This window comes from Xanthomonas fragariae (assembly GCF_017603965.1).
In the GTDB taxonomy this organism is placed as follows: Bacteria; Pseudomonadota; Gammaproteobacteria; order Xanthomonadales; family Xanthomonadaceae; genus Xanthomonas; species Xanthomonas fragariae_A.
Genome location: NZ_CP071955.1, coordinates 3,895,171 through 3,914,615, shown reverse-complemented (window position 1 = coordinate 3,914,615; position 19,445 = coordinate 3,895,171). Strand labels below are relative to the sequence as shown.

The window sequence follows — 19,445 nt, the reverse complement described above, 5'->3', positions numbered from 1 at the left end:
TCAGCTGTAATCAGCTATGAGTATAGATGTACACGGGAATGATGATAACGGGGAAGCCCGACTCGCAGCTATCGACAGCCGATTCGATTTCGATATTTTCAATTTCTTCAGCGATATTCATGATTAGCCTCGTAGTTGAAAAAACTGGGTCTTTTATTTCAGAGCGCCAATAGACAAATGCCTTATGGAGAACTCACGCTATCATGTCGCCTTGTGTAACATCTGGCCCTTGCGAAAAATTTTCTCGTTTTGCGAACGCTGCATTTACAGCTATGTTCTTTTTCGCGATGCGTATAGCTCCGGAAAAGCCGTGTGAAATTTAAAAAACTTCTGATTGCCCCTTAGCCTCAACCAACTTTCAGGCCTTGGGCCGAATACGGCTCTATCTGTCCGAAGCGTTACATAGTCGCCCCTGAAAAACCCCAACCACCCAACGACCGCAAGGCCTTGATGTCTGCACCGGCGTGCCAGAGCTACCAGTTTTCGCTACGCTGAAGGTTGGTTTCTGGCAATTTCCACTCATGCGTACACGCCGTCCTGCTGCCGAAGACAGACCCGCCGACGAATTGTTTCGTTCGCGGCTGGACAATCAGATCGATCTGCGTCATCCGCTGGCGCAATTGAGCCAATGCATGCCGTGGGCCGCGTTGGAGCAGGCGCTTTTGCCACATTTTCCGGCCACGCCAGCCGGTGGCGGTCGTCCCGCGCTGCCGGTGCGGCTGATCGCCGGTTTGCTCTACCTCAAACACGCCGACGACCTGTCCGATGAAGCGGTGTGCGAGCGTTGGCTGGAAAATCCGTACTGGCAGTTCTTCACTGGCGAGGTGGTGTTCCAGACGCGCTTGCCGTGCGATGTCAGCTCGCTGACGCGGTGGCGGCAGCGCCTGGGTGAGGCCGGGATGGAAGAGCTGCTGGCGCACACCATCAACGTCGCACATGCGATGCAGGCGGTGGGCGTCAAGGTCGGCATTGCGGTCACCGCCTGCAAGGGATTGGCGTGGGTGCGCGCAGCTTCCCGGGCAACCCGTACGACGGGGATACCTTGGCCGAGCAGCTGGAGCAGACACGCGGGTTGCTGCAGGATGTGCGCGTAGAACCGACGTTGGCGATCGTGGACCTGGGCGATCGCGGGCGCGAAGTCGATGGCGTGCAGGTCCTGCATCGCGGCAAGGCCAAGACGCTGACGCGACGGCAATGGCGCTGGATCAAGCGACGGCAGGCGGTGGAGCCGGTGATCGGACATCTGAAAGACGACTGCAGGTTGCCTCGCTGCAGGCTGAAAGGTGCACAAGGCGATGCGCTGCACGTGCTCGGCTGCGCCGCTGGCTACACCCTGCGCTGGCTGCTGCGCTGGATCGCGTTTTTGCGTGCCTGGAGGCGGGCGATGGGATGGTCGTCATTTAGCGCCGTGCCGCTGTCACCGACGGCACTTGGCACTTGAAAAGGGTTTTTCAGGGACGACTAACAAAACTACTGTGCTCACCGCCAGACGGGCGCGGCCGGTGCTTGGAATCGGCATGTACCACTCGTACATTGCGGTTCTTCCGCGCCGTCCGCACGCACCTGGCGACTGCGTTAGCCACTCTCAGTGTTGGTGTCCAGGCAATGACCGATACCAAACCTTCTGGCATGAGTTGAAACCTTTTGCTCATGAAGTGAACTTCGCATTGGCGCAAATTTCCTTCGCTTATCGATCCGCAGGGGTTACTTCAGTCGTTAGATTGCATCTGTGCGTGCAGATTGATTGATAACGCAGTGGCTGCACACATCATTTAGAGCTTAGAGCGGAGTCAAACGTGACAGTCCTTGCCAACTTGCGGTCTGGTCCGTTGGTTAGATGCACTTTTAACGCGGTATTTCAACGGCCATACGCGCACGCTCCAGAATTGCACCCTGACGTCTGCGGTTTCAAAAAATTCCGGCTGCCCGACTGTTGCTGACAAAATCGCGCACGTCGCGATCGCGCAGGAGCGCGTGGCGCGGGGAAACGCAACGCACGCCGACATTTGAGAATTCCCAGCATTGCCCTAGTCCGCGCCACTGCCCGACAGCAAGGTTGGTTGCGCGCTCTCAACCCGGGTTATTTCGACAAGGATTAGCCCGGCCGAACGCATTTGCGCATCGCATTGGTCTGCCAGACGATTCGACACGAGCGCCCGGTTGCAAGTTCTGCAAGTCAACATAATGTCGGTCTGAGGTGCGTTGCGCACTTTACTGACCTGAATGCAATGAATGGAATAACGCGTGTTCGAAGGAGACTTCATGAAATCGAAAGTCGGGCCTGCTTCCACTGCACCTTCGGCTTCTCTCGACGTTGGATCGACATCGGAACCGATTGCCCGACCTGCCCAAGATATTCGGTCTGAATTTACCGCGTCGGCCCCGCCGCCGGAGCTGCGACCCAGGCCGGATGCCAATCGGCCGCGTTCGTTGAAAGAACGTATCGCCAGCAAGATGTCCGCACGAAAGACGGTCTTCAACTTCGGCATTCCAGGCACCGGACGGACGATCGATCGACCGCTGCGCAGCGGTGTTCCAGTAAATGGCCAGCCATCTGCAGATACACACAGTGCTGATCTGGATCCATTGGTGCTAGAAGCCCGTCAATTAAAAAAGCTCGCCGATTCGACACTGGCGAGTCTGGAAGCAGCGCCGACAGCAGTATGGGATCGCCCGGCGCCTCCAGCCAAGCGAAGTGTTGGGGGCCAGCTGCGCTCTTGGCTCAAGCCTGCATCGCTGCGCACCATTGTGGGCAAAAAACCGGTCAAACCCGAGGCTGCGAGCCAGCAGCATAACCCCGCCAACGTTGCTGACATGGCCGCTAGGTTGATCGAGCGGCTGGATCATGAGCGCCAAGGCTTGGATGCCGCACTCACTGCGCTTGCCCAGGCACGTGCAGAGTTTGAGGCGATTCGGCATGCGACCCGGCCAACCTCGCTTGCCACCGCTCTGGCCAATCCAGCGCAATTACGAAACAACCGTCAGCGCCTGGAACAGGCACAGGTTCGCCTGCAGTCGGCCGAAACGCATGCACGCCTGAGTCTGCAACGATTACGTGATTCGGTGCAGGGCAAAGAGGTCATGCGGGTGTGTGCGCTGAGCGAGCGACAGGATCAGACCAGGCAGCAGGCCGACCTTTCCCGGCAATTGCTGGGCGATCTTCAAGCTGGCCTGTGCGCAGTGGACGCACGCATCATGGACCGGCAAGCGGCCACCACGCAGAACCTGGAAGCCAAGGTCGCACAGACCCGTGCGTTGATGTCCCAGGAACGCGACAGGAGCATCGCCGAGCGCGCCGTGGTGCAGGCCGAGACACGTCTGCAGACCTTGCGCAATCAACTGCAAGCTTGCGACGATCCAGCGCAAATAGCTGTTCTGGAAGCGGCTATTGCGCAGACGCAGGATATGCACGCACGCAATCTGCAGACGCATCTGCAGCTGGCGCAGCTCCTGGTGCATGTGGAAGCCGAGTGTGCTGGTCTCAATGACGAGATCGGCACACTGCATCGGCAACGTGCTGCGGACGCGGGTGAGCGCGTTGGGATCAACGCAGCTGAAAGACAGTTGCATCGCACGCGACAGCAACTCATCGCCGAGCAATTGGCTGCCGAAGAGCGGTGCGACCAGGTGGCGGTCAAGCAGGTGCGCGAGCACCATCTGGCCAATCAGATCGCAGCGACGCAGGACGTCGCGCTACGGGATGCGGCTGACATGCAGGCTCCACTGCAGCGCATCGCCACCCGCCTGTCCGGTCCAGACACGCCAACGCCATTACCGGCATTTGCCGTCATCGACATCCTTACCTCAGCCTTGACAGAGCTCACCGGCAACGATGCGGCGCGTGCGAAAAGCGTTCTGGATGCGCTGTATCAGCACAGTGCCGGGCATTGGCCGCGTATCGCAGAGAATCTGTCCAAATCGTCGAGAACGCGCCCGATAGGTTCCAATAACACCCATCGCGACATCGTGGCGCTTTGCCGGAAGCTAGCCAAGATTCCGCGTGGCGTGGAGATCATGCAACTGCTGTCCAACCAAGGCGACACGCCTGCGCCAGCAGATAATGCACAGGCGCTGCGGGTATTTTGGAACGCCGACGACGCCCAACTGAGCGAATCGGACTCAAATGTCAAAGCATGGTTGCAGACCGCCAAAAAAGTTGCCCTTGCGACGGTGGTTGGACGCCAGCAGACTTTCGACGATGTCCATCATGCTGCTTTCAACGCAGTTCGTAACGGATACTTCAGCAACGCTCCGGGCTCGCCCTATGACCAGCACGACCGGCGCCTGAGAAAAGCGACCACTCACTGGGTGATGCGCGCCGCCGCGTCCGGTGCATCCCAAGACAAGACGGAGACAGCCATAAAGAAAGCTCCAGTGCCGCGCAGAATGATTCCCACGTTGGAGAAGACGCCTTTCGGAAAATCCACGCTGAATCGTTCCTATGCGGTAAGCGAAAGCATGGGCTTGCATTCGCCAAGGCTGCAGGTCGATCAGGCGATAGCGCGCAGGATGCGTCGGCTGGAAGACACCTTGAATGCCTGCCAGACGGTGCCGGAGATGCAATATCAGATCATGGCGGTGCAGGCCATGCTCAAGCACTTCAGGTCGATGGAAGAAAAGGGCGCTCACCTGTCGCAGGTGATTGTGCACAAGCGCGACAGCAAAGCGATACGCCGCCTGTTGAAGTCAACTGTCCAGCAGCGGCAGATGGAGCAGAAATGGGAAAAACCGATCGACGCCAGCGGCAGGCGTGGATTCAATATGCTGCAACATTCCCAGTCGATCGAGCTGCTGCCACTTCATGCACAGATGGCCAGCGGCATGCTGTCGGTTTATGAATTACTCCAGCTTGCCGAGCAGCACGTGCACGACATCGCGCCTACGACGCTTGCGCTTCCACCTCCCACGGATGATCTCCTCACCGACGATCTTAGTGCTGCAGTGAAGTTGTTGAAACACCAGCACATGCGCAGCAAAGAAGACATCGTGGCGTTTTTCAAACCCTTCATCCTCAACAGCCAGTTGCGGGATCGTTTGCGCCTGGGTGGTGGAGGCACGCTCGGCATGGGCCTTCCCACGCTGCCATATGGCCCGCTATCACCGGTGGCCTCGCCGATTCTGTTTTTAGAAACATCGCATAGCGATGAGGCGTTCGCTCAGATTTTCATGCCGATCCTCGGCATGGAAATGTCCTTCGGCAGTGCCGGGACCAATGCCGGCGAGGCCGGCATCGGTGCGAGGATCGGCGCGCAGATCGTACCTGGGGTCGGGCTCAACGCCGCCGTGACCGGCCGTATTGCCGCCCAGGGAACAACCACCAGCTCGACCACCATGCGCTTCTTCCGGGTTCGTAACAAGGACGATGAAATGCGCAGCAACATGTTGAACGCACTCGATAGCATGGTGCGCTGGGATGTACTGGAGCCAAAACAAGGGCGGCAGTATGCAGGACCGCTGGAGTCCATTTTTGCGCGCAATCCAGAGGTGTCCATCAGTCAAAGCGACAATACGAAATGCACCCGCACCTTGACCGCACGCCTTGAGGTGGATGCCCCGATGCTGCGCCTTAACGCTGGCTCCAACGCCGCATCGCAGATCCTGGGCCTGGAGCCCTCCGCCTACGCCGAAGCCGAGCGCATCCGCGAAAGGCGTACCGAGACAGGTGGGTTCATCAGTATCGTCGGCAATCGGTCCGATGCAGCGAAACAGAACGCCGGCTTGACCGCAAACCTGAACGCCGTGCCGATTTCCAATACCCCGCTCCCGTCGCAGGACGGCAGATACGGGGTGCAGAGCCAGAGCCTGGGCCTGCAGTTGGGAATGTCGCGCGATCTGGCCTGGGCGCTGGAGAAGAATGAAATTTCTCCCTTCCTGATCGGCGACAGGCAGGATGCCGATCTCGACCGGCATTATTCCAGGTCTGCCGATATGCTGGCTGAAATCGCGAGCAACCGTGATGCCTGGTTATTGCGCTGCATCGAGACGCTGGAACCGGATGCGACGGGCAGCCGTAACACGACAGACAACCGCCTGCGTGCAGCGAAGCTGCTCGATGCCTTCGAGGCAAGGGTGGCCAGCCTGGAAAAAGAGAGTCGCTACTGCCAATACAACGTCAATTACTCGATGAAACGTCGGGCTGGAGCGGAGATCGATGGTTATCGGGGTATCAAGGCACTGGCGTTGCAGCGCGGGGATACAAAAAGCGCTGAAGATGCCCAGCGCGCAATCGACGACATTTTGCTGATGCCAGAAACATGGCGCCCGCTAATGTTGATCGTTCGTGAGCGGGGACGGGATTCCACCATGAAGGGATGGGGGAGTCTGCTGCGCTGGCAAAAACTTTCCAATGTCGACAGTCAGCGCACCGTTGTGCAGTTTCCGCCAGTTTGATGGCGTCGATGGCTGCGCCAGGGAAACGCTGAACAACTCTTCCATGCGCTTTCGATCAATACCTGAAGATGGATTCAATTCTGGTTCGCAACGCTGTTGATGAACTCCTCGGAGAAGACGACGAGGGGTATTTTGAGTCCGAGTATCCTACGCGGGCGGTTGTAGGGCGTTTGCTTGATCCATATTCATCGTAAGTGCGCGTTGCATCTCGTGCTGAAATGGGTGTGGCTTGGAAAGTAACGCCGCCCTGGGGCGGCGTTGTTGTATTGAGACGACGCGTACCAACGTAAACGATACGTTGTAAAACGCTTACTTACTTACCGCCGGCCTCCGGCACGAACTTGATCAGCTGATTGCTGGTCGCTGCAGTGCCGAAGCCGAAGCGGCCGTAGCCCAAGCCCCAGTACAGCGCACCGTTGGCAATCGCCGGCGAGCTGATCACCGATCCGGTGGCATTGTAGTTCCACAGCGTGGCGCCGGTATCGGTATCCAGTGCGACCATGTTGCCCGCCATCGAACCGGCGTAGAGCAGGTTCGGCGACACGGTCAGCGAGCCTTGGCCGCCAGCCGGCACGGTTGGTTTTGCGCGGTTGATGCCAGGCACCTTGACCTGCCATACGATCTTGCCGGTTGCTGCATCCAGCGCGGCCCACGAGCCGCCGTTGTGGCTGCGGCTATTGTCCGGGCCCAACGTGTAGGTGGCGTTGAAGCTATTGTTGATGGCGACGTAAACGCGCGACTTGTACGGATCGAATGCGGTGCCCCACTCGATGCCACCAGTGGTGCCGCCCGGGCCGACCTGGGTGGACCACACTTTGGCGCCGGTCTTGGCGTCGAAGGTCCAGTAGATGCCGCTCTTTTGCCCGGCACCGACCAGCTGCTGCGGCTTGCCGTCGCGCCACACGGTAAACAGATTGACACCAGCGCCGCCGAAGTCGTAGTCGGGCCCGGTCAGGTTGGTCGCCTGGGTGTTCGGGCACAGGCCATTGGTGGGCGCGATGATGCAGGATAGGTTCCAGGCATCGTAACCCTGCGCGCGATCGGCCCAGACCAGCTTGCCGGTATCCAGATTCAGCGAGACCACCGAATCGACGTAATTGTCCGGCGCCATGCAGTTGAGTTCGTCCTGTACGGTGAGTTCGCTGCCGCGATAAGCGCGCGCATTCGACACGCAGTTACCGACGCCGGCAGGAATGTTGTAGTTATTGCCGGTGCCGAAATACAGGCGCCGGCCGATGGGGTCGATGGCCACCTGGCCCCACACCGATGCGCCGGTATAGCCTTCCGGCACGTTGTAGAACTGCCACACTTTCTTGCCGGTGTTCAGGTCCACCGCCACGACACTGCCGCGGAAACTGAAGGTATGGTTGGCCGCCAAGTTGCCCCAGTCGCCGGAGGAAATGCCGACATAGACGTGGTTGCCGTAAATGACCGGCGATGAGGTGATGCGCGCTTGCGGATTGGCTTCTACCGTGGTCTTCCACAACAGCTTGCCGGTCTTCTTGTCCAATGCCAGCAAGGTACCGGCGGCTTGGTCGCCGACAATGATGCTCTTGGCGCTGATGGCCGGGGTGTTGCGCGTCACCGAGCTCGCATTGCCGGTGTAATCGGACAGCTTGGCCTGCCAATTCGGCTTGCCGGTCTGAGTGTCGACGCTATACAGCGTGCCGCCCCAGTCGGGTACGTAGAGCGTTTCGCCTTCCACGCTTGGCGTGGCCGAAATGTCGCCGCTGGTGGTAAGGGTCCATGCCGGTTTGAGCGTCTTGGCAGTGGTGCGATTGATCTTCCACTCGCCCGGCGCGAAGCGCTGATTCAAGTAGCCACCGCCGGCGGTGGTCCAGCTGGTGGGGCTTGCGAACGGGAGGGCGTTGCCGAAGCTTCGCCAGACCTGGCCGGAGCGTGCGAATGCCTGGGTATCCAGGGACGACACCGACTGTTGGGCGGTTGTGGTGCCGGACTGGGCGAAAGCCGCTGCGCTGGCGAGCAGGCAGGGCATGAGCATCAAATTGCGAAACCGCAAACGGCGATTGGAATTGGTCATCACGACATGTCCATAGATGGAAGGAAGCACAGGATCCCCCGGGATCTGCCGAGGGAAGATGGCTGATTGCGGAGACCATGCAACACAGACGAGCCGCCGCGTTCACTGAACGGTTGGTTCCGCAGGCATCTGTTGAGACCAACTCAGAAAATTTGCGTTCAATGTGTTCGTTATTCGCACAAATGATGATGATTCATCTTTGATTTGGATTGATGCGATAGGAAAAATGATTCATATGGGAGGCGACGCATTTGCGCGGAAATCGGATGTTTGCAAAAAGTAACCAGGAGATTTTGCGCCACCTTAGAGATGTCTGAGACGAGGGCGCGCGCGTACCCTCGTCCGCCCCGCAGGCAGGAGGGGGGGGGCGCTCGTTGCGAAGGTCGTTTCAGTCATCGAAGCAGATATGCATGCAATGCGGGGAATGGCAGCGTGAAAGCATGCACATCAATTCTGCGTTATCTGCTTTCATGCCGTGGTGGTGCTCACTGTGGCGTCAATCTCAGCGAGTCCGCAATCTCGGTGCATAAGCGGCACAGTCGTTACGCAACACACAACACGTCACGCCCGTTTCGGCGCACGCGCAGCATGCTGCGCTGCGGCAGTATCTATCAGCGCCAGTTTTGTGATTGCATCCTGCATCACGTCGGTCACGGTGGCGTCCACATTCACCGACACCACATCCGCTTCGTCCAGCGGCAACTCCAGTGTCTGTAGCTGGCTGTCGAACAGCGTAGGTGGCATAAAGTGGCCGGCGCGTGCGCTCAGGCGTGCGGCGATGACGTGCGGTGCCGCGTGCAAGAACACGAAGCGCATCGGCACGCCGCTGCCGCGCAGCAATTGACGATGGGTGCCGCGTAATCCGGAGAACGCCAGCACTACCGATTGGCCAGCGTGCACGCAGTCGCGCAAGGTGGCAGACAACAACTCCACCCACGGCAGTCGCATCGCGTCGGTTAGCGGCTGACCGGCGGCCATCTGCGCGCGCGCTGCCACGCTGTGATAATCGTCGGCGTCCAGAAAACGGAAGCCGTAATGCGCTGCCAAGGCCTGCGCAATGGTGGTCTTGCCGCTGCCCGATACGCCCATCACCACGATGGCTAAAGGCGAAGCGGACGCGGGCGTGGCGGGTGCGGCAGTCTCCATCACGTCAGGTCATATCTCTGGATCGATTCGGCACGTTGGCCGATTTCACGTTGGCGGCAGCCGCGCGGTGGTGTAGCGTCGGCGCTCCGTGCCAAGTGAGCGGGCACCCAGAGTAACGGCGTGCTCGGCCATGTACAACGCATCCTAAGGTCTGCCGATGACGTCATTGCCTGCAACGTCTGCCGCATCGGCGCGCCTGCGCTGGCGCGAAAAACTGGGCTACGGCGCCGGCGATCTGGGCCTGAATCTTTACTGGGCCAACATCTCGGCGTTTCTGCTGATCTTCTATACCGACACCATGCATCTGCCGGCGGCGGCCGTTGGCACCATGATGTTGCTGACCAAGATCGCCGATGCTATTGCCGATCCGGCGATGGGCGCATTGGCTGATCGCACGCGCAGCCGCTGGGGCAAGTTCCGTCCGTATCTGTTGTGGGGCGCAGTGCCCATGGCGGTGACCGGCGTGCTTGCCTACACCACGCCTGCGTTTGATCAGACCGGGCGCATGTGGTGGGCCACGATCAGCTTTTTGGGGATGATGCTTGCCTACACCGTGGTGAGCATTCCGTACTCGGCATTGTCGGGTGTGATCGTCGCCGACAGCAGCCAACGGACCAGCCTGATCAGCCTGCGCTTCATCGCTGCGTTCGCCGGCACCACGTTGGTTAGTTACTGCACGCTGGATCTGGTGGCCTGGTTCGGTGCCGGCAACGACGCGGTCGGTTGGCAGCGCACGATGCTGCTGTACGGCGCGGTCGCCGTTGCGCTCTTGGTCACTGTGGCCTTGACCACGCGCGAGCGCGTGCAACCGCCGCCGCAACAGCGCACGCCGATCCGCCAGGACATCGCCGACCTGCTGCAGAACAAGCCCTGGTGCGTGCTGTTCGTGCTGTCGCTGATCATCGTTATCACCATTGTGATGCGCGGTGGCGCGGGCGTGTACTACCTCAAGTACTACGTGCAGCGGCCTGAGCTGACCGGCTTGTTTCTGGGCGGGTATTCGATGTCGCTGGCGGTGGGTGCGGCGATCACGCCATTGCTGACACGGTATTGGGAAAAGCGCCGTTTGATGACCCTGCTGATGGCGGTGGTGGGCGTGTTGAGCTGCCTGATGTTCTTCGTTCCTGCCGATGCGGTGTGGGCGATCTTCGCTTTGAACATGCTGATCGGTCTGGCGCTGGGCCCGAAGTCGCCGCTGGCATTTTCGATGTATGCAGACAGCGCCGATTACACCGAATGGTGTACCGGCCGGCGCGCGACCGCGATGACGTTTGCGGCGGCGACGTTTTCGCAAAAGCTCGGCGGCGCGCTGGCGTCGGCCGGCGTCGCCTGGGTGCTCGCCGGCATGGGCTATGTGGCCAATAGCGCGCAGTCCGATTGGTCGTTGACCGGCATCGCGCTGCTGCTGACGGTGATCCCTGGGGCGGTCGCGCTGCTGGCGGCCTGCACCATGCGTTTTTATTCGCTGGATGATGGCTTGTTGCGCCGCATCCAACAGGAACTGGCCGCGCGCAAGTGCGAAGAACCGGAGCATCCCTGACCGCGTCCTGTACGCAATGCCCACGACGGCGTTCGACGATCTGTCCACATTGATGGCGCCCAGCGCCGACGGCGCGCGCCACGCGCTCTATAGCCCGACCGTAATGCCCAATGCAGGCGAATTTTATGTCGTGGATGCATCAGTCCAGATGCTATGAGGCAGCGTTGGGCGGCATCGTGTGCCGCAGCGGGCGCCGTATCAGAAGGTGGACGATTAGTTTCGTCAGCGCGATTTCGAGGACTGCACCTTCCTGCTGCATGAGCAGCCGCCGGTGGCGTGGGATGCGCAGCAGATGGCATTCGAAGGCGAGGGCGGTTTGCATGCGCCATCTGCTGTGCAGGCCGAACAATTTGGCAACCACAACGCGCATTACGAGACGCCCGCCGCTGCTTTGCAATATCGCCTTAGAGCGGCTAACAAAACGTAGCGAGCAGTCGTCAGGTGCGTGCTCACGGCGCGCAGGAACGGCAGTGTACGCGTGGTACATGCCGATTCCGAGCACCGACCACGCCCGCCTGGCGGTCAGCGCAGTCGTTTTGTTAGCCGCTCTTAGCTTGGGAACGGATGTGGCCAGTGTGTATCGCTTCGCGTTCGGGCCGGCAAAGAACGATGCAGGAATCGCCACACTGCGCGCGCGTTATCTGTCCGAAGAAGGATTCGCTCAAGCCGCACGCGACTATGCGCAGTATCTGCAGGCCGGTCGTGGCTGCGTGCAAATCGCCACGCCCGATGCGGGGTTGGACAATCTGGTTAACCACTGGTTGCCGCGTCAAGTGTTCTATCACGGCCATGTCAATCGCCTGACCACCGATCCGCAGACGCGCAATTATCTGCAGGACAATATGGGGATGGCCTATTTGCAGTATGCGCGCAGCATCACCAAGTCGGTACCGCGGTGGAGGTGCTGGTGGACGGCGCGCCCTACCCGGATCAGCGTATACACGCCATTGTCGCCGGGCGTACATATCGGGTGCAGGTGCGTTTGCCGGGCTGAGGGTTGATCTGGTTGGTGGAGCCGGGGTCCCCTCGCCCGCCCTTCGGGCCCCCTGAGGAGAAGAGGGATGCAGGCAGTCGTGATTGCCAGCCTGTCCCTGGCAGCCAGTAGTTGATGAACAGCAGCCAGCAACGGGCAAACGGCCGACGTATCGGCTACATCGCCCCTTCTCCCGCCTGCGGAGGAAGGTGCCCGAAGGGCGGATGGGGGCGGCGAGCTGATCGTTAGCGCGGTTTGCTTCCCGCTTCCCGCCATTCCCCATTCCCCATTCCCCATTCCCCACTGCGTAAACTCCCAGTTCGCATTGGCCCAGGAATGTCTATTGGTGTCGAGCTGGATCCTGCTGCTGGTCTCCGTCGGCTACGCCGCGCTGCTGTTCGGCATGGCGTGGTGGGGCGATCACCGGCCTCCGTACCCGGAGCGGCCGTGGTTGCGGCCGGCGGTCTACAGCCTGGCGCTGGCGGTGTACTGCTCGTCGTGGACCTTCTACGGCGCGGTCGGTTCGGCGGTACGCAACGGCATCGGTTACCTGACGATCTACCTGGGCCCGCTGCTGCTGTTGCTGTTCGGCTGGCGCATCATCGAGCGGCTGGTGTTGATCGCACGCGCCGAAAACACCGTCTCCATCGCGCGTCTGGTGCTGACCAGCCTGTTGCGCAGTTCGGGTATGCGGTCGGGCGAAGTGGGGGAGGTATTGGACGAGGCCGGCCAGGAGCTGCGCTTCAACCGCCAGATCCTATCCAGCACGCTGGAAAACATCAGCGCGGCGGTCAGCGTGGTCGATCCGGAGATGCGCCTGACCGCGTGGAATCGGCGTTACCAGCAGTTGTTCGGGTATCCCGATGGCATGTTGTATGTCGGCCGCCCGGTGGCCGACCTGATCCGCTACAACGCCGAGCGCGGCGAATTGGGCGAAGGCGATATCGAAGATCAGATCGATCGCCGCATCCGCCACATGCGCGCCGGCTCGCCGCATGTGTTCGAGCGTACTCGCAGCGATGGCAGGGTGATCGAGATGCGTGGCCAGGCATTGCCCGGCGGCGGTTACGTCACCAGCTACAACGACATTACCGACTACAAACGTGCCGAACGCGCGCTGCTGGACGCCAACGAAAATCTGGAACAACGCGTGGCCGATCGTTCGCGCGAAGCGGAGTTGGCGCAGCAGTCCAAGACGCGCTTTCTGGCGGCGATCAGCCACGACGTGTTGCAGCCGCTCAACGCCGCGCGGCTATTCGCTTCGGCGTTGCGCGAGAGCCATCACAACAACGAAGAACAGCGCCATCTTGCCGAACGCGTGGATGCGTCGCTGCGTGCTGCCGAAGAATTGCTCGACGGTCTGCTCGACGTCTCGCGCCTGGATGCCGGTGGGCTGCGGCCCACGGTCGAAGACTTCGATGCCAGCGCGCTGATGCACGAGTTGGCCGCGCAATATGCGCCGGTAGCGGCCAGTCGCGGGCTGCGTTTGCAGGTACATAGCCGCCCATGGTGGGTGCGCAGCGACCGGCGGTTGCTGCGCCGTGTCATGCAGAACTTTCTTGCCAATGCGCTGCGCTACACGCGTCAGGGCCGCATCGTGCTGGGCATGCGCGGGCGCGGTGAGCAGGTGGAGCTGCAGGTGTGGGACACCGGCCCCGGCATTCCCGAGCACCATATGCGGCAAATCTTCGAAGAGTTCCGCCGCTACCAACAGCCATTCGATTGGGGCGAGCAGGGTTTGGGACTCGGCCTGTCGATCTGCCAACGCATCTCGCGCCTGCTCGATCACGACTTGAGCGCGCGCAGCCAGGTCGGTCACGGCAGCATGTTTTCGATCCTGTTGCCGCGTGTGGCTGCGGTGCCGATAGCGCCGGTGCCTGCCACGCGCGTGCTGCCCAGCGGCGATTCGTTGGCTGGCCTACGCGTGCTGTGTGTGGACAACGACCGCGAGATTCTCGACGGCATGCGCGCGTTGCTTGGCCGCTGGCAAGTGGAGGTGATCACCGCCAGCACCGTGGACCAGGCATTGGAGCGTGCGCGCGAGCAACCGGACCTGATGCTGGTGGACTATCACCTGCACGACCGCCTCGATGGCCTGGACACGCTGGACGCCGTGCAGGCCGCCGCAACGGCGCCGATCGCTGGGGCCTTGCTTACTGCCGATGGCCGCGACGAACTCAAGCAACTGACGCGTGCGCGTGGCTATCGTTTGCTGACCAAGCCGGTCAAACCTGCCTCGTTGCGTGCGTTTTTGAGTGCGCATCACGATGCGAAGCGGTAGTGGGCGACCATCCTGACCATGCGACGGCTGGCTGCATCGTCCCAGCCTTGTCGCTGGCTGGGTTTGGTGATTGATGCATGTTTTGAATATGACTATTGACAACGCGTAGAAGCGTGCGTAACAGTGCGCCATCAGGATTGTGCGCACGTTTCGCGTCGCCACAAGAATCGGCGGAACCGCCGATACCTCTGGCAACAAAATGGGCGAATGGGAGCTCGCGCTCCCTAGGCTAAAGACGCTTGCAAGCGCCAAGGCTTTCGGAATATCGCGTACCAGTCCAATCGGCTGGCAGGTCGAAATGGCAAGCGATGCGCGCTGCACTCAGATGAGCAGGCCAGGAACGATTTTCCCAGTCAAGGCAGATCCAATCGAGCCGGAAACCTGGTGGGCCGGTTATCAGCTGGTAGAAGACTCTGGTGAGGAAGAAACTGTGCTCGCACACACGCAGGATGGTTCACAGCCGAGCCATGTAGCGCGCACCAAAGATAACTGGTTGATCACTTGCCTTCCTTCGACGGCCAATGGCCTGCCCGGCGAAGCGTTTCAGGCAGTCGCACCTGACGGCACGCGCTACTGGCTGGATTACCTTGTCTACTGGATTACCTTGTCTACAAGACTGCACCAGGGGTGGGAGAGTCAGGGGCAGGACATCTCGGCAGGAATTACGCGAGCATGTTGGTCACACGCATAGAGGATCGTTTCGGAAATTGGGTTAATTATCATTACACGGGTGGCTTCGTCGATACGATCGATGCAAGCGACGGCCGTCGTCTCTCGCTTGCCAATGATGGCTCCAACATCATCTCGATCACCGTTGCCTCGGCTTCTGGAAACCGTGTCTGGCAGTATCGATACGAAAGTGGTGCTCTCACATCAGCTGTTTTGCCTGATGGGTCGTCCTGGAAGTTCTCTCTGAATGAATTGTTTTACCTCAGTATGCAGGTGCAGACGTCTGGAAATTGCAACGCCGCGGTCAAAGACGATGGATTAACCGGTGCCGAGAAGTCGGGCGTTATCACATCGCCGACTGGTGCAACAGCAACCTTCTCCTTGCAGAAGTTGCATGTCGGTCGCTCCTACGTCACAAAGGCATGTTGGTCTTACATGAGTGGCGGCGGGCTGTATCCGCAATACCCCAAGGATAGCTGGGACTACGCTATAAGCGCGAAAACAGTGAGCGGGCCGGGGCTTTCGCAAGCCACGTGGCGTTACAACTACTCGCCCGGGAACGCAAGCTGGAGTTCGGAGTGCACGGGCGGATGTGCTTCCACGGTCTGGACGGACATGCTCGATCCTGACGGCATACGCCATCGCAGTGTTTTCAGCAATCGAGCAGATGGAAGCGAAAATCTCCTGCTACGTAGCGAGATCCATGCTGCAGGCTCTGATGCTCTGGTCAAGGCGGTCGATGACACCTATGCCATCATGCCCCTGGTCGAAAGCAACAGTCCCTACCCGTGGCGGTCAGTCGGGAGAGACTTCAACCCGCGCAGCAATTGGGAGGCATCCGAACGCTGGACTCCGATCCTGTCAACCAAGCTCACGCAGGACGGATCGGAATTCAACAGAACGGTGAACAGCTACGACGTTTTTGCACGGCCAGTGAGCGTGACACGCGCCAGCCCCTGGCATAGCCGCACGGATGTCACCAGCTACTTCGACAACACCGTCAAATGGATTCTTGGGGCCCAGGCGAGTTCCACCAACAGCGATACCGGATTGGTCGAGCGTCAGGCCACCTACAACGACAATGCCCAACCATTGACGGTCAACGCTTTCGGCAAGCTGCAGCAGACCCTGAGTTACAACAACGACGGCACGCTAGCCAGCAGCAAGGACGGCAACAACGCCACCACCACGTTCGCGTCCTGGAAGCGAGGCATCCCGCAATCGATCAGCTACGCCGACGGCACCACCAAGTCGGCAGTGGCCGACGACAATGGCTGGATCACCTCGGCGACCGATGCAAATGGCTATACCACCGCCTATGGCTACGATGCGATGGGTCGTCTGGCCAGCATCACCTATCCAGGCGGCGATAGCACGGCCTGGAACATGACGACCCAGAAATTCGAAGCCGTATCGGCCGACGAATACGGCATCGCCGCCGGGCATTGGCGGCAAACGGTGGCAACCGGCAACGCGCGCAAGCTGATCTACTTTGATGCGTTCTGGCGGCCGCTGCTCAGCCGTGAGTTCGATGCGGCCAATGAAACACAAACGCAGCGATTCCAGCGTTTTGCCTATGACCACGAGGGGCGTGTGACGTTTGCCGCCTATCCTGGCAGCAGCGAGGCGCTCAGCACGGGCATCTGGACCAGCTATGACGCCATCGGCCGTCCTACGTCGGTGTCGCAGGACTCCGAGCAAGGACTGTTGACGACGTTGACGGAGTATCTGCCCGGCACTCAGACCCGTGTCACCGATCCCCGCGGGAACCAGACGGTGAGCGGCTATCAGGTGTTCGACCAGCCGGGCTACGCGAAGCCGGTGTGGATCGTGCACCCGTAAGGCGGCAGGACCGATATCGCGCGTGATGTCTTCGGCAATCCGACGCAGATCGTGCGCGGCAAACAATAAGCAGGGGCCTGCAATGGATCATTTACGTTTGCTGCATCTGTGCTGTTTGCGTGCGCGCATCACGGTGGTGAGTGCCTGCATTGTTCTGGGTTTTAGCCTGCCTCAACCCGCCTGGGCTGCGCAGCAATGTCCTGATGGAGCCGCCGCCGGCAGGGGCGAAGAGTGCCCCCGTATACCGCCGCGAGTGCTCCCGCAGCTTGCCGCGCAGTTCGTGTTTCAGTCGGTCCCCACCACCATGGTGGTGGGGCAACCGTATGCGGCCTCGATCATGATGAGGAACACCGGGCAGGCCACCTGGAGCGCGTCCAGCGCCTTCAATCTGGGATCGCAAAATCCTAGCGACAACGGGACCTGGGGCACCGGCCGCGTTGCTGTGCCTGGCAGCGTTGTCACTGGTGCTTCGGCGAGCTTCAATTTCACCGCCAGGGCGCCACTGACTGCCGGTACCTACAATTTCCAATGGCGCATGGTGCAGGACGGGGTGTCCTGGTTTGGCCCCCCGAGCCCCAACCAGTCGATCGAGGTGCTGGCCTCGGACATCAAGGGCACTATCGACGCAATAGCCGGCAATACCATTCGGGGCTGGGCGTGCTCGACGCATCTGGATGTCCCGATCGATGTGCACCTGTATCTGGGGGGCGCTGAGGGTACTGGCACCATGTCTGGGGCCTTCCGCGCCGACAACGCCAGCGAGTCTGCGGTGGCGTCGGCCTGTTTGGCCAACGGTAGCGGCTATCGCTTCTCGCTGCCAATCAGCGAGGACATGATTGTCCAGCACGCGGGCGCGCCTATCTACGTGTATGGCATCTCGCCGGTGGCGGCGGCGAATGCGACGCTTGGCGGTTCCGGCAACTTCCGTATTCCGGCGATCAGTCGCAATGCCGCCTTCGCCGGCCAGTCGGTGCCGACGACGATGACGGTCGGGCAGTCCTATCCGGTGGAAGTGAATTTCCGCAATACCGGTAACGTCACGTGGCGGCAGTCCTCCACGTATCGCCTGGGCGCTGCCAATCCGCAGAATAACGGGACCTGGGGGGCCAGCCGGGTGGAGTTGCCCAACGATGTGGCGCCCGGCGCGTCGGTCCGCATCGCTTTCGCTGTGGTGCCGCAGACGCCCGGTGCGCTCAATTTCCAATGGCAGTTGCTGCAGGAGGGTGTGTCCTGGTTCGGTGAGGCCAGCGCCAACCAGGTCGTCGCTGTGGAAGCGGCCAACCAGCCGCCGCGCGTGTCGCTCGCCGCCCCGGGCAATGGCGCAGTGCTCGATGCGCCTGCCACGCTCACCGTGCGCGCCGATGCCAGCGATCCGGAAGGGGCCCTGGCCAGCGTGGCGTTTTATTCCAACGATGCCCTGGTGGGTACCGTGACCGCGGCGCCCTACCAGGTGACGCTGACCGCCCTGGGCACAGGCAGCTATCGCTTCAAGGCGATCGCGCGGGACGCCCAGGGTCTGAGTGCCGAATCGGGCCAGATCAGCGTCACCGTGCAGACAGCGCAAGGCCCGACCGCGCTGGCGCGCACCTACGTCTACGACCAGTACCGACAGGTGTGCAAGGTGATCGAGCCGGAGACAGGCGCCACGGTGATGGAGTACGACGCCGCCGGCAATCTGTGGTGGTCGGCGGCCGGCCTGAACTTGCCCAGCCCCAACAGCTGCGAGCGGGAGACTGCCTACAGCAGCGGCCGCCGTGTGGACCGCAGCTACGATGTGCGCAACCGGCTGACGACCCTGCGCTTCCCGGACAGCAACGGCAACCAGGACTGGAGCTACACCCCCGATGGTCTTCCCGGCCAGGTGACGACCTGGAACGAGGCGGGCGCCAGCCACGTGGTCAACAGCTACGCCTACAACAAGCGTCGCCTGCTGACGGCCGAGTCGATGCAGCTCAGCGACCAGCCCAGCAAGACGCTGGGCTATGGGTACGACGGCAATGCCATTGCTGCCAGCATTGTTTATCCGTCCGGCCTGACGGTGGCCTACGCCCCGAATGCGCTGGGCCAGCCCACCCAGATCAGCGATGGCAGCGGTGCGCTTTACGCCAGCGGGCTGCAGTACGCCCCGAACGGTGCGGTGCAACAGTTCACCTACGGCAACGGCGTGGTGCACACGCTGACGCTCAATGGGCGCCAGCTGCCGTTGCAGGTACGCGATGCCACCGTGGTGGCGTACGAATACCGCTACGATGCCGCCGGCCGCCGAGTGCAGGCGTTGCGCACCGGCGCCGGCAACAACCTGTCGCTGTACGGCACGTCCGGCCAGCTGTTGTACGAAGAGCGCGCGGGTAAGGGTGTGATCGAGTACATCGCGTTCAATGGCAGCCTGCTGGCCACACGCACCGCCGGCAGTGTGACCTACCAGCACACCGACGCCCTGGGCAGCCCGGTGGCGACGACCAACGCGGCGGGGCAGCTTGTCGAACGCACGCAGTACGAGCCCTACGGCGCGGGATCGGCAAGACGGTGGACGGGGTGGGCTATGCCGGCCACGTGATGGACG

General features: G+C 61.0%; 7 protein-coding genes, 2 other RNA genes and 6 pseudogenes. 11 read left to right on the top strand and 4 right to left on the bottom strand.

The annotated features are described in order from the left end of the window. Positions 1-521 precede the first annotated feature (521 nt). The 3 genes and pseudogenes from J5I97_RS18655 (at position 522) to J5I97_RS18645 (ending at position 6,390) form a co-directional block, all read left to right on the top strand. Positions 522-1,441 (top strand): annotated as a pseudogene (locus J5I97_RS18655) (transposase). 76 nt (positions 1,442-1,517) lie between these two features. Continuing rightward, positions 1,518-1,581: non-coding RNA, sX9 sRNA (locus tag J5I97_RS18650), on the top strand. Positions 1,582-2,262: 681 nt separating this feature from the next. Further along, the gene (locus J5I97_RS18645) at positions 2,263-6,390 is read left to right on the top strand and encodes a type III effector (RefSeq protein ID WP_238135586.1); all 4,128 of its coding nucleotides are present in this window, start codon (positions 2,263-2,265) and stop codon (positions 6,388-6,390) included. A 74-nt stretch (positions 6,391-6,464) separates the two neighbouring features. Here the strand turns inward: J5I97_RS18645 and J5I97_RS20230 are convergent. From J5I97_RS20230 to J5I97_RS18635, 3 genes and pseudogenes are all read right to left on the bottom strand, one after another. Beyond that, positions 6,465-6,635 (bottom strand): annotated as a pseudogene (locus J5I97_RS20230) (IS30 family transposase); the annotation flags it as partial. Positions 6,636-6,703: 68 nt separating this feature from the next. Continuing rightward, entirely contained in the window at positions 6,704-8,431 is a 1,728-nt protein-coding gene (locus J5I97_RS18640) for a PQQ-binding-like beta-propeller repeat protein (protein WP_208588108.1), read from the bottom strand. Positions 8,432-8,992: 561 nt separating this feature from the next. Beyond that, positions 8,993-9,577, bottom strand: a complete 585-nt coding sequence (locus J5I97_RS18635; protein WP_208591824.1) for a gluconokinase — start codon at positions 9,575-9,577, stop codon at positions 8,993-8,995. 157 nt (positions 9,578-9,734) lie between these two features. On the opposite strand from J5I97_RS18635, the gene J5I97_RS18630 reads away from it, so the two are divergent. The 3 genes and pseudogenes from J5I97_RS18630 to J5I97_RS18620 all read left to right on the top strand — a co-directional run. After that, on the top strand, positions 9,735-11,117 hold the full coding sequence (locus J5I97_RS18630; protein WP_208588107.1) for an MFS transporter: 1,383 nt from the start codon (positions 9,735-9,737) through the stop codon (positions 11,115-11,117). A gap of 16 nt (positions 11,118-11,133) precedes the next feature. Further along, positions 11,134-11,274: a hypothetical protein gene (locus tag J5I97_RS18625; RefSeq protein ID WP_208588106.1), complete on the top strand. Its 141-nt coding sequence runs from the start codon at positions 11,134-11,136 to the stop codon at positions 11,272-11,274. Then, a pseudogene (locus J5I97_RS18620) lies at positions 11,240-11,520 on the top strand (GH36-type glycosyl hydrolase domain-containing protein); the annotation flags it as partial. The gene J5I97_RS18625 and the pseudogene J5I97_RS18620, both read left to right, overlap by 35 nt. A gap of 8 nt (positions 11,521-11,528) precedes the next feature. Here J5I97_RS18620 and J5I97_RS18615 read toward each other — a convergent pair. Further along, positions 11,529-11,604, bottom strand: a non-coding RNA gene (locus J5I97_RS18615) — sX9 sRNA. A gap of 61 nt (positions 11,605-11,665) precedes the next feature. Here J5I97_RS18615 and J5I97_RS18610 point away from each other — a divergent pair. The 5 genes and pseudogenes from J5I97_RS18610 to J5I97_RS20440 all read left to right on the top strand — a co-directional run. Then, positions 11,666-11,986 (top strand): annotated as a pseudogene (locus J5I97_RS18610) (GH36-type glycosyl hydrolase domain-containing protein); the annotation flags it as partial. A 753-nt stretch (positions 11,987-12,739) separates the two neighbouring features. Continuing rightward, positions 12,740-14,371, top strand: a pseudogene (locus tag J5I97_RS18605) (hybrid sensor histidine kinase/response regulator); the annotation flags it as partial. Positions 14,372-14,570: 199 nt separating this feature from the next. Beyond that, positions 14,571-15,062 carry a hypothetical protein gene (locus J5I97_RS18600; RefSeq protein ID WP_208588104.1) on the top strand — a complete coding sequence of 164 codons (492 nt, stop codon included), beginning with the start codon at positions 14,571-14,573 and terminating at the stop codon, positions 15,060-15,062. A gap of 413 nt (positions 15,063-15,475) precedes the next feature. After that, positions 15,476-16,951: pseudogene (locus tag J5I97_RS18595) on the top strand (RHS repeat domain-containing protein). Between the two features lie 184 nt (positions 16,952-17,135). Next, on the top strand, positions 17,136-19,439 hold the full coding sequence (locus tag J5I97_RS20440) for an RHS repeat domain-containing protein (protein ID WP_345776687.1): 2,304 nt from the start codon (positions 17,136-17,138) through the stop codon (positions 19,437-19,439). Positions 19,440-19,445 lie beyond the last annotated feature (6 nt).

Bases quoted from the DNA above. Each gene is read 5' to 3' on its own strand.
- J5I97_RS18645 (WP_238135586.1), top strand. From the start codon at position 2,263: ATGAAATCGAAAGTCGGGCCTGCTTCCACTGCACCTTCGGCTTCTCTC.
- J5I97_RS18640 (WP_208588108.1), bottom strand. From the start codon at position 8,431: ATGACCAATTCCAATCGCCGTTTGCGGTTTCGCAATTTGATGCTCATG.
- J5I97_RS18635 (WP_208591824.1), bottom strand. From the start codon at position 9,577: ATGGAGACTGCCGCACCCGCCACGCCCGCGTCCGCTTCGCCTTTAGCC.
- J5I97_RS18600 (WP_208588104.1), top strand. From the start codon at position 14,571: ATGGGCGAATGGGAGCTCGCGCTCCCTAGGCTAAAGACGCTTGCAAGC.
- J5I97_RS18625 (WP_208588106.1), top strand. From the start codon at position 11,134: ATGCCCACGACGGCGTTCGACGATCTGTCCACATTGATGGCGCCCAGC.
- J5I97_RS18630 (WP_208588107.1), top strand. From the start codon at position 9,735: ATGACGTCATTGCCTGCAACGTCTGCCGCATCGGCGCGCCTGCGCTGG.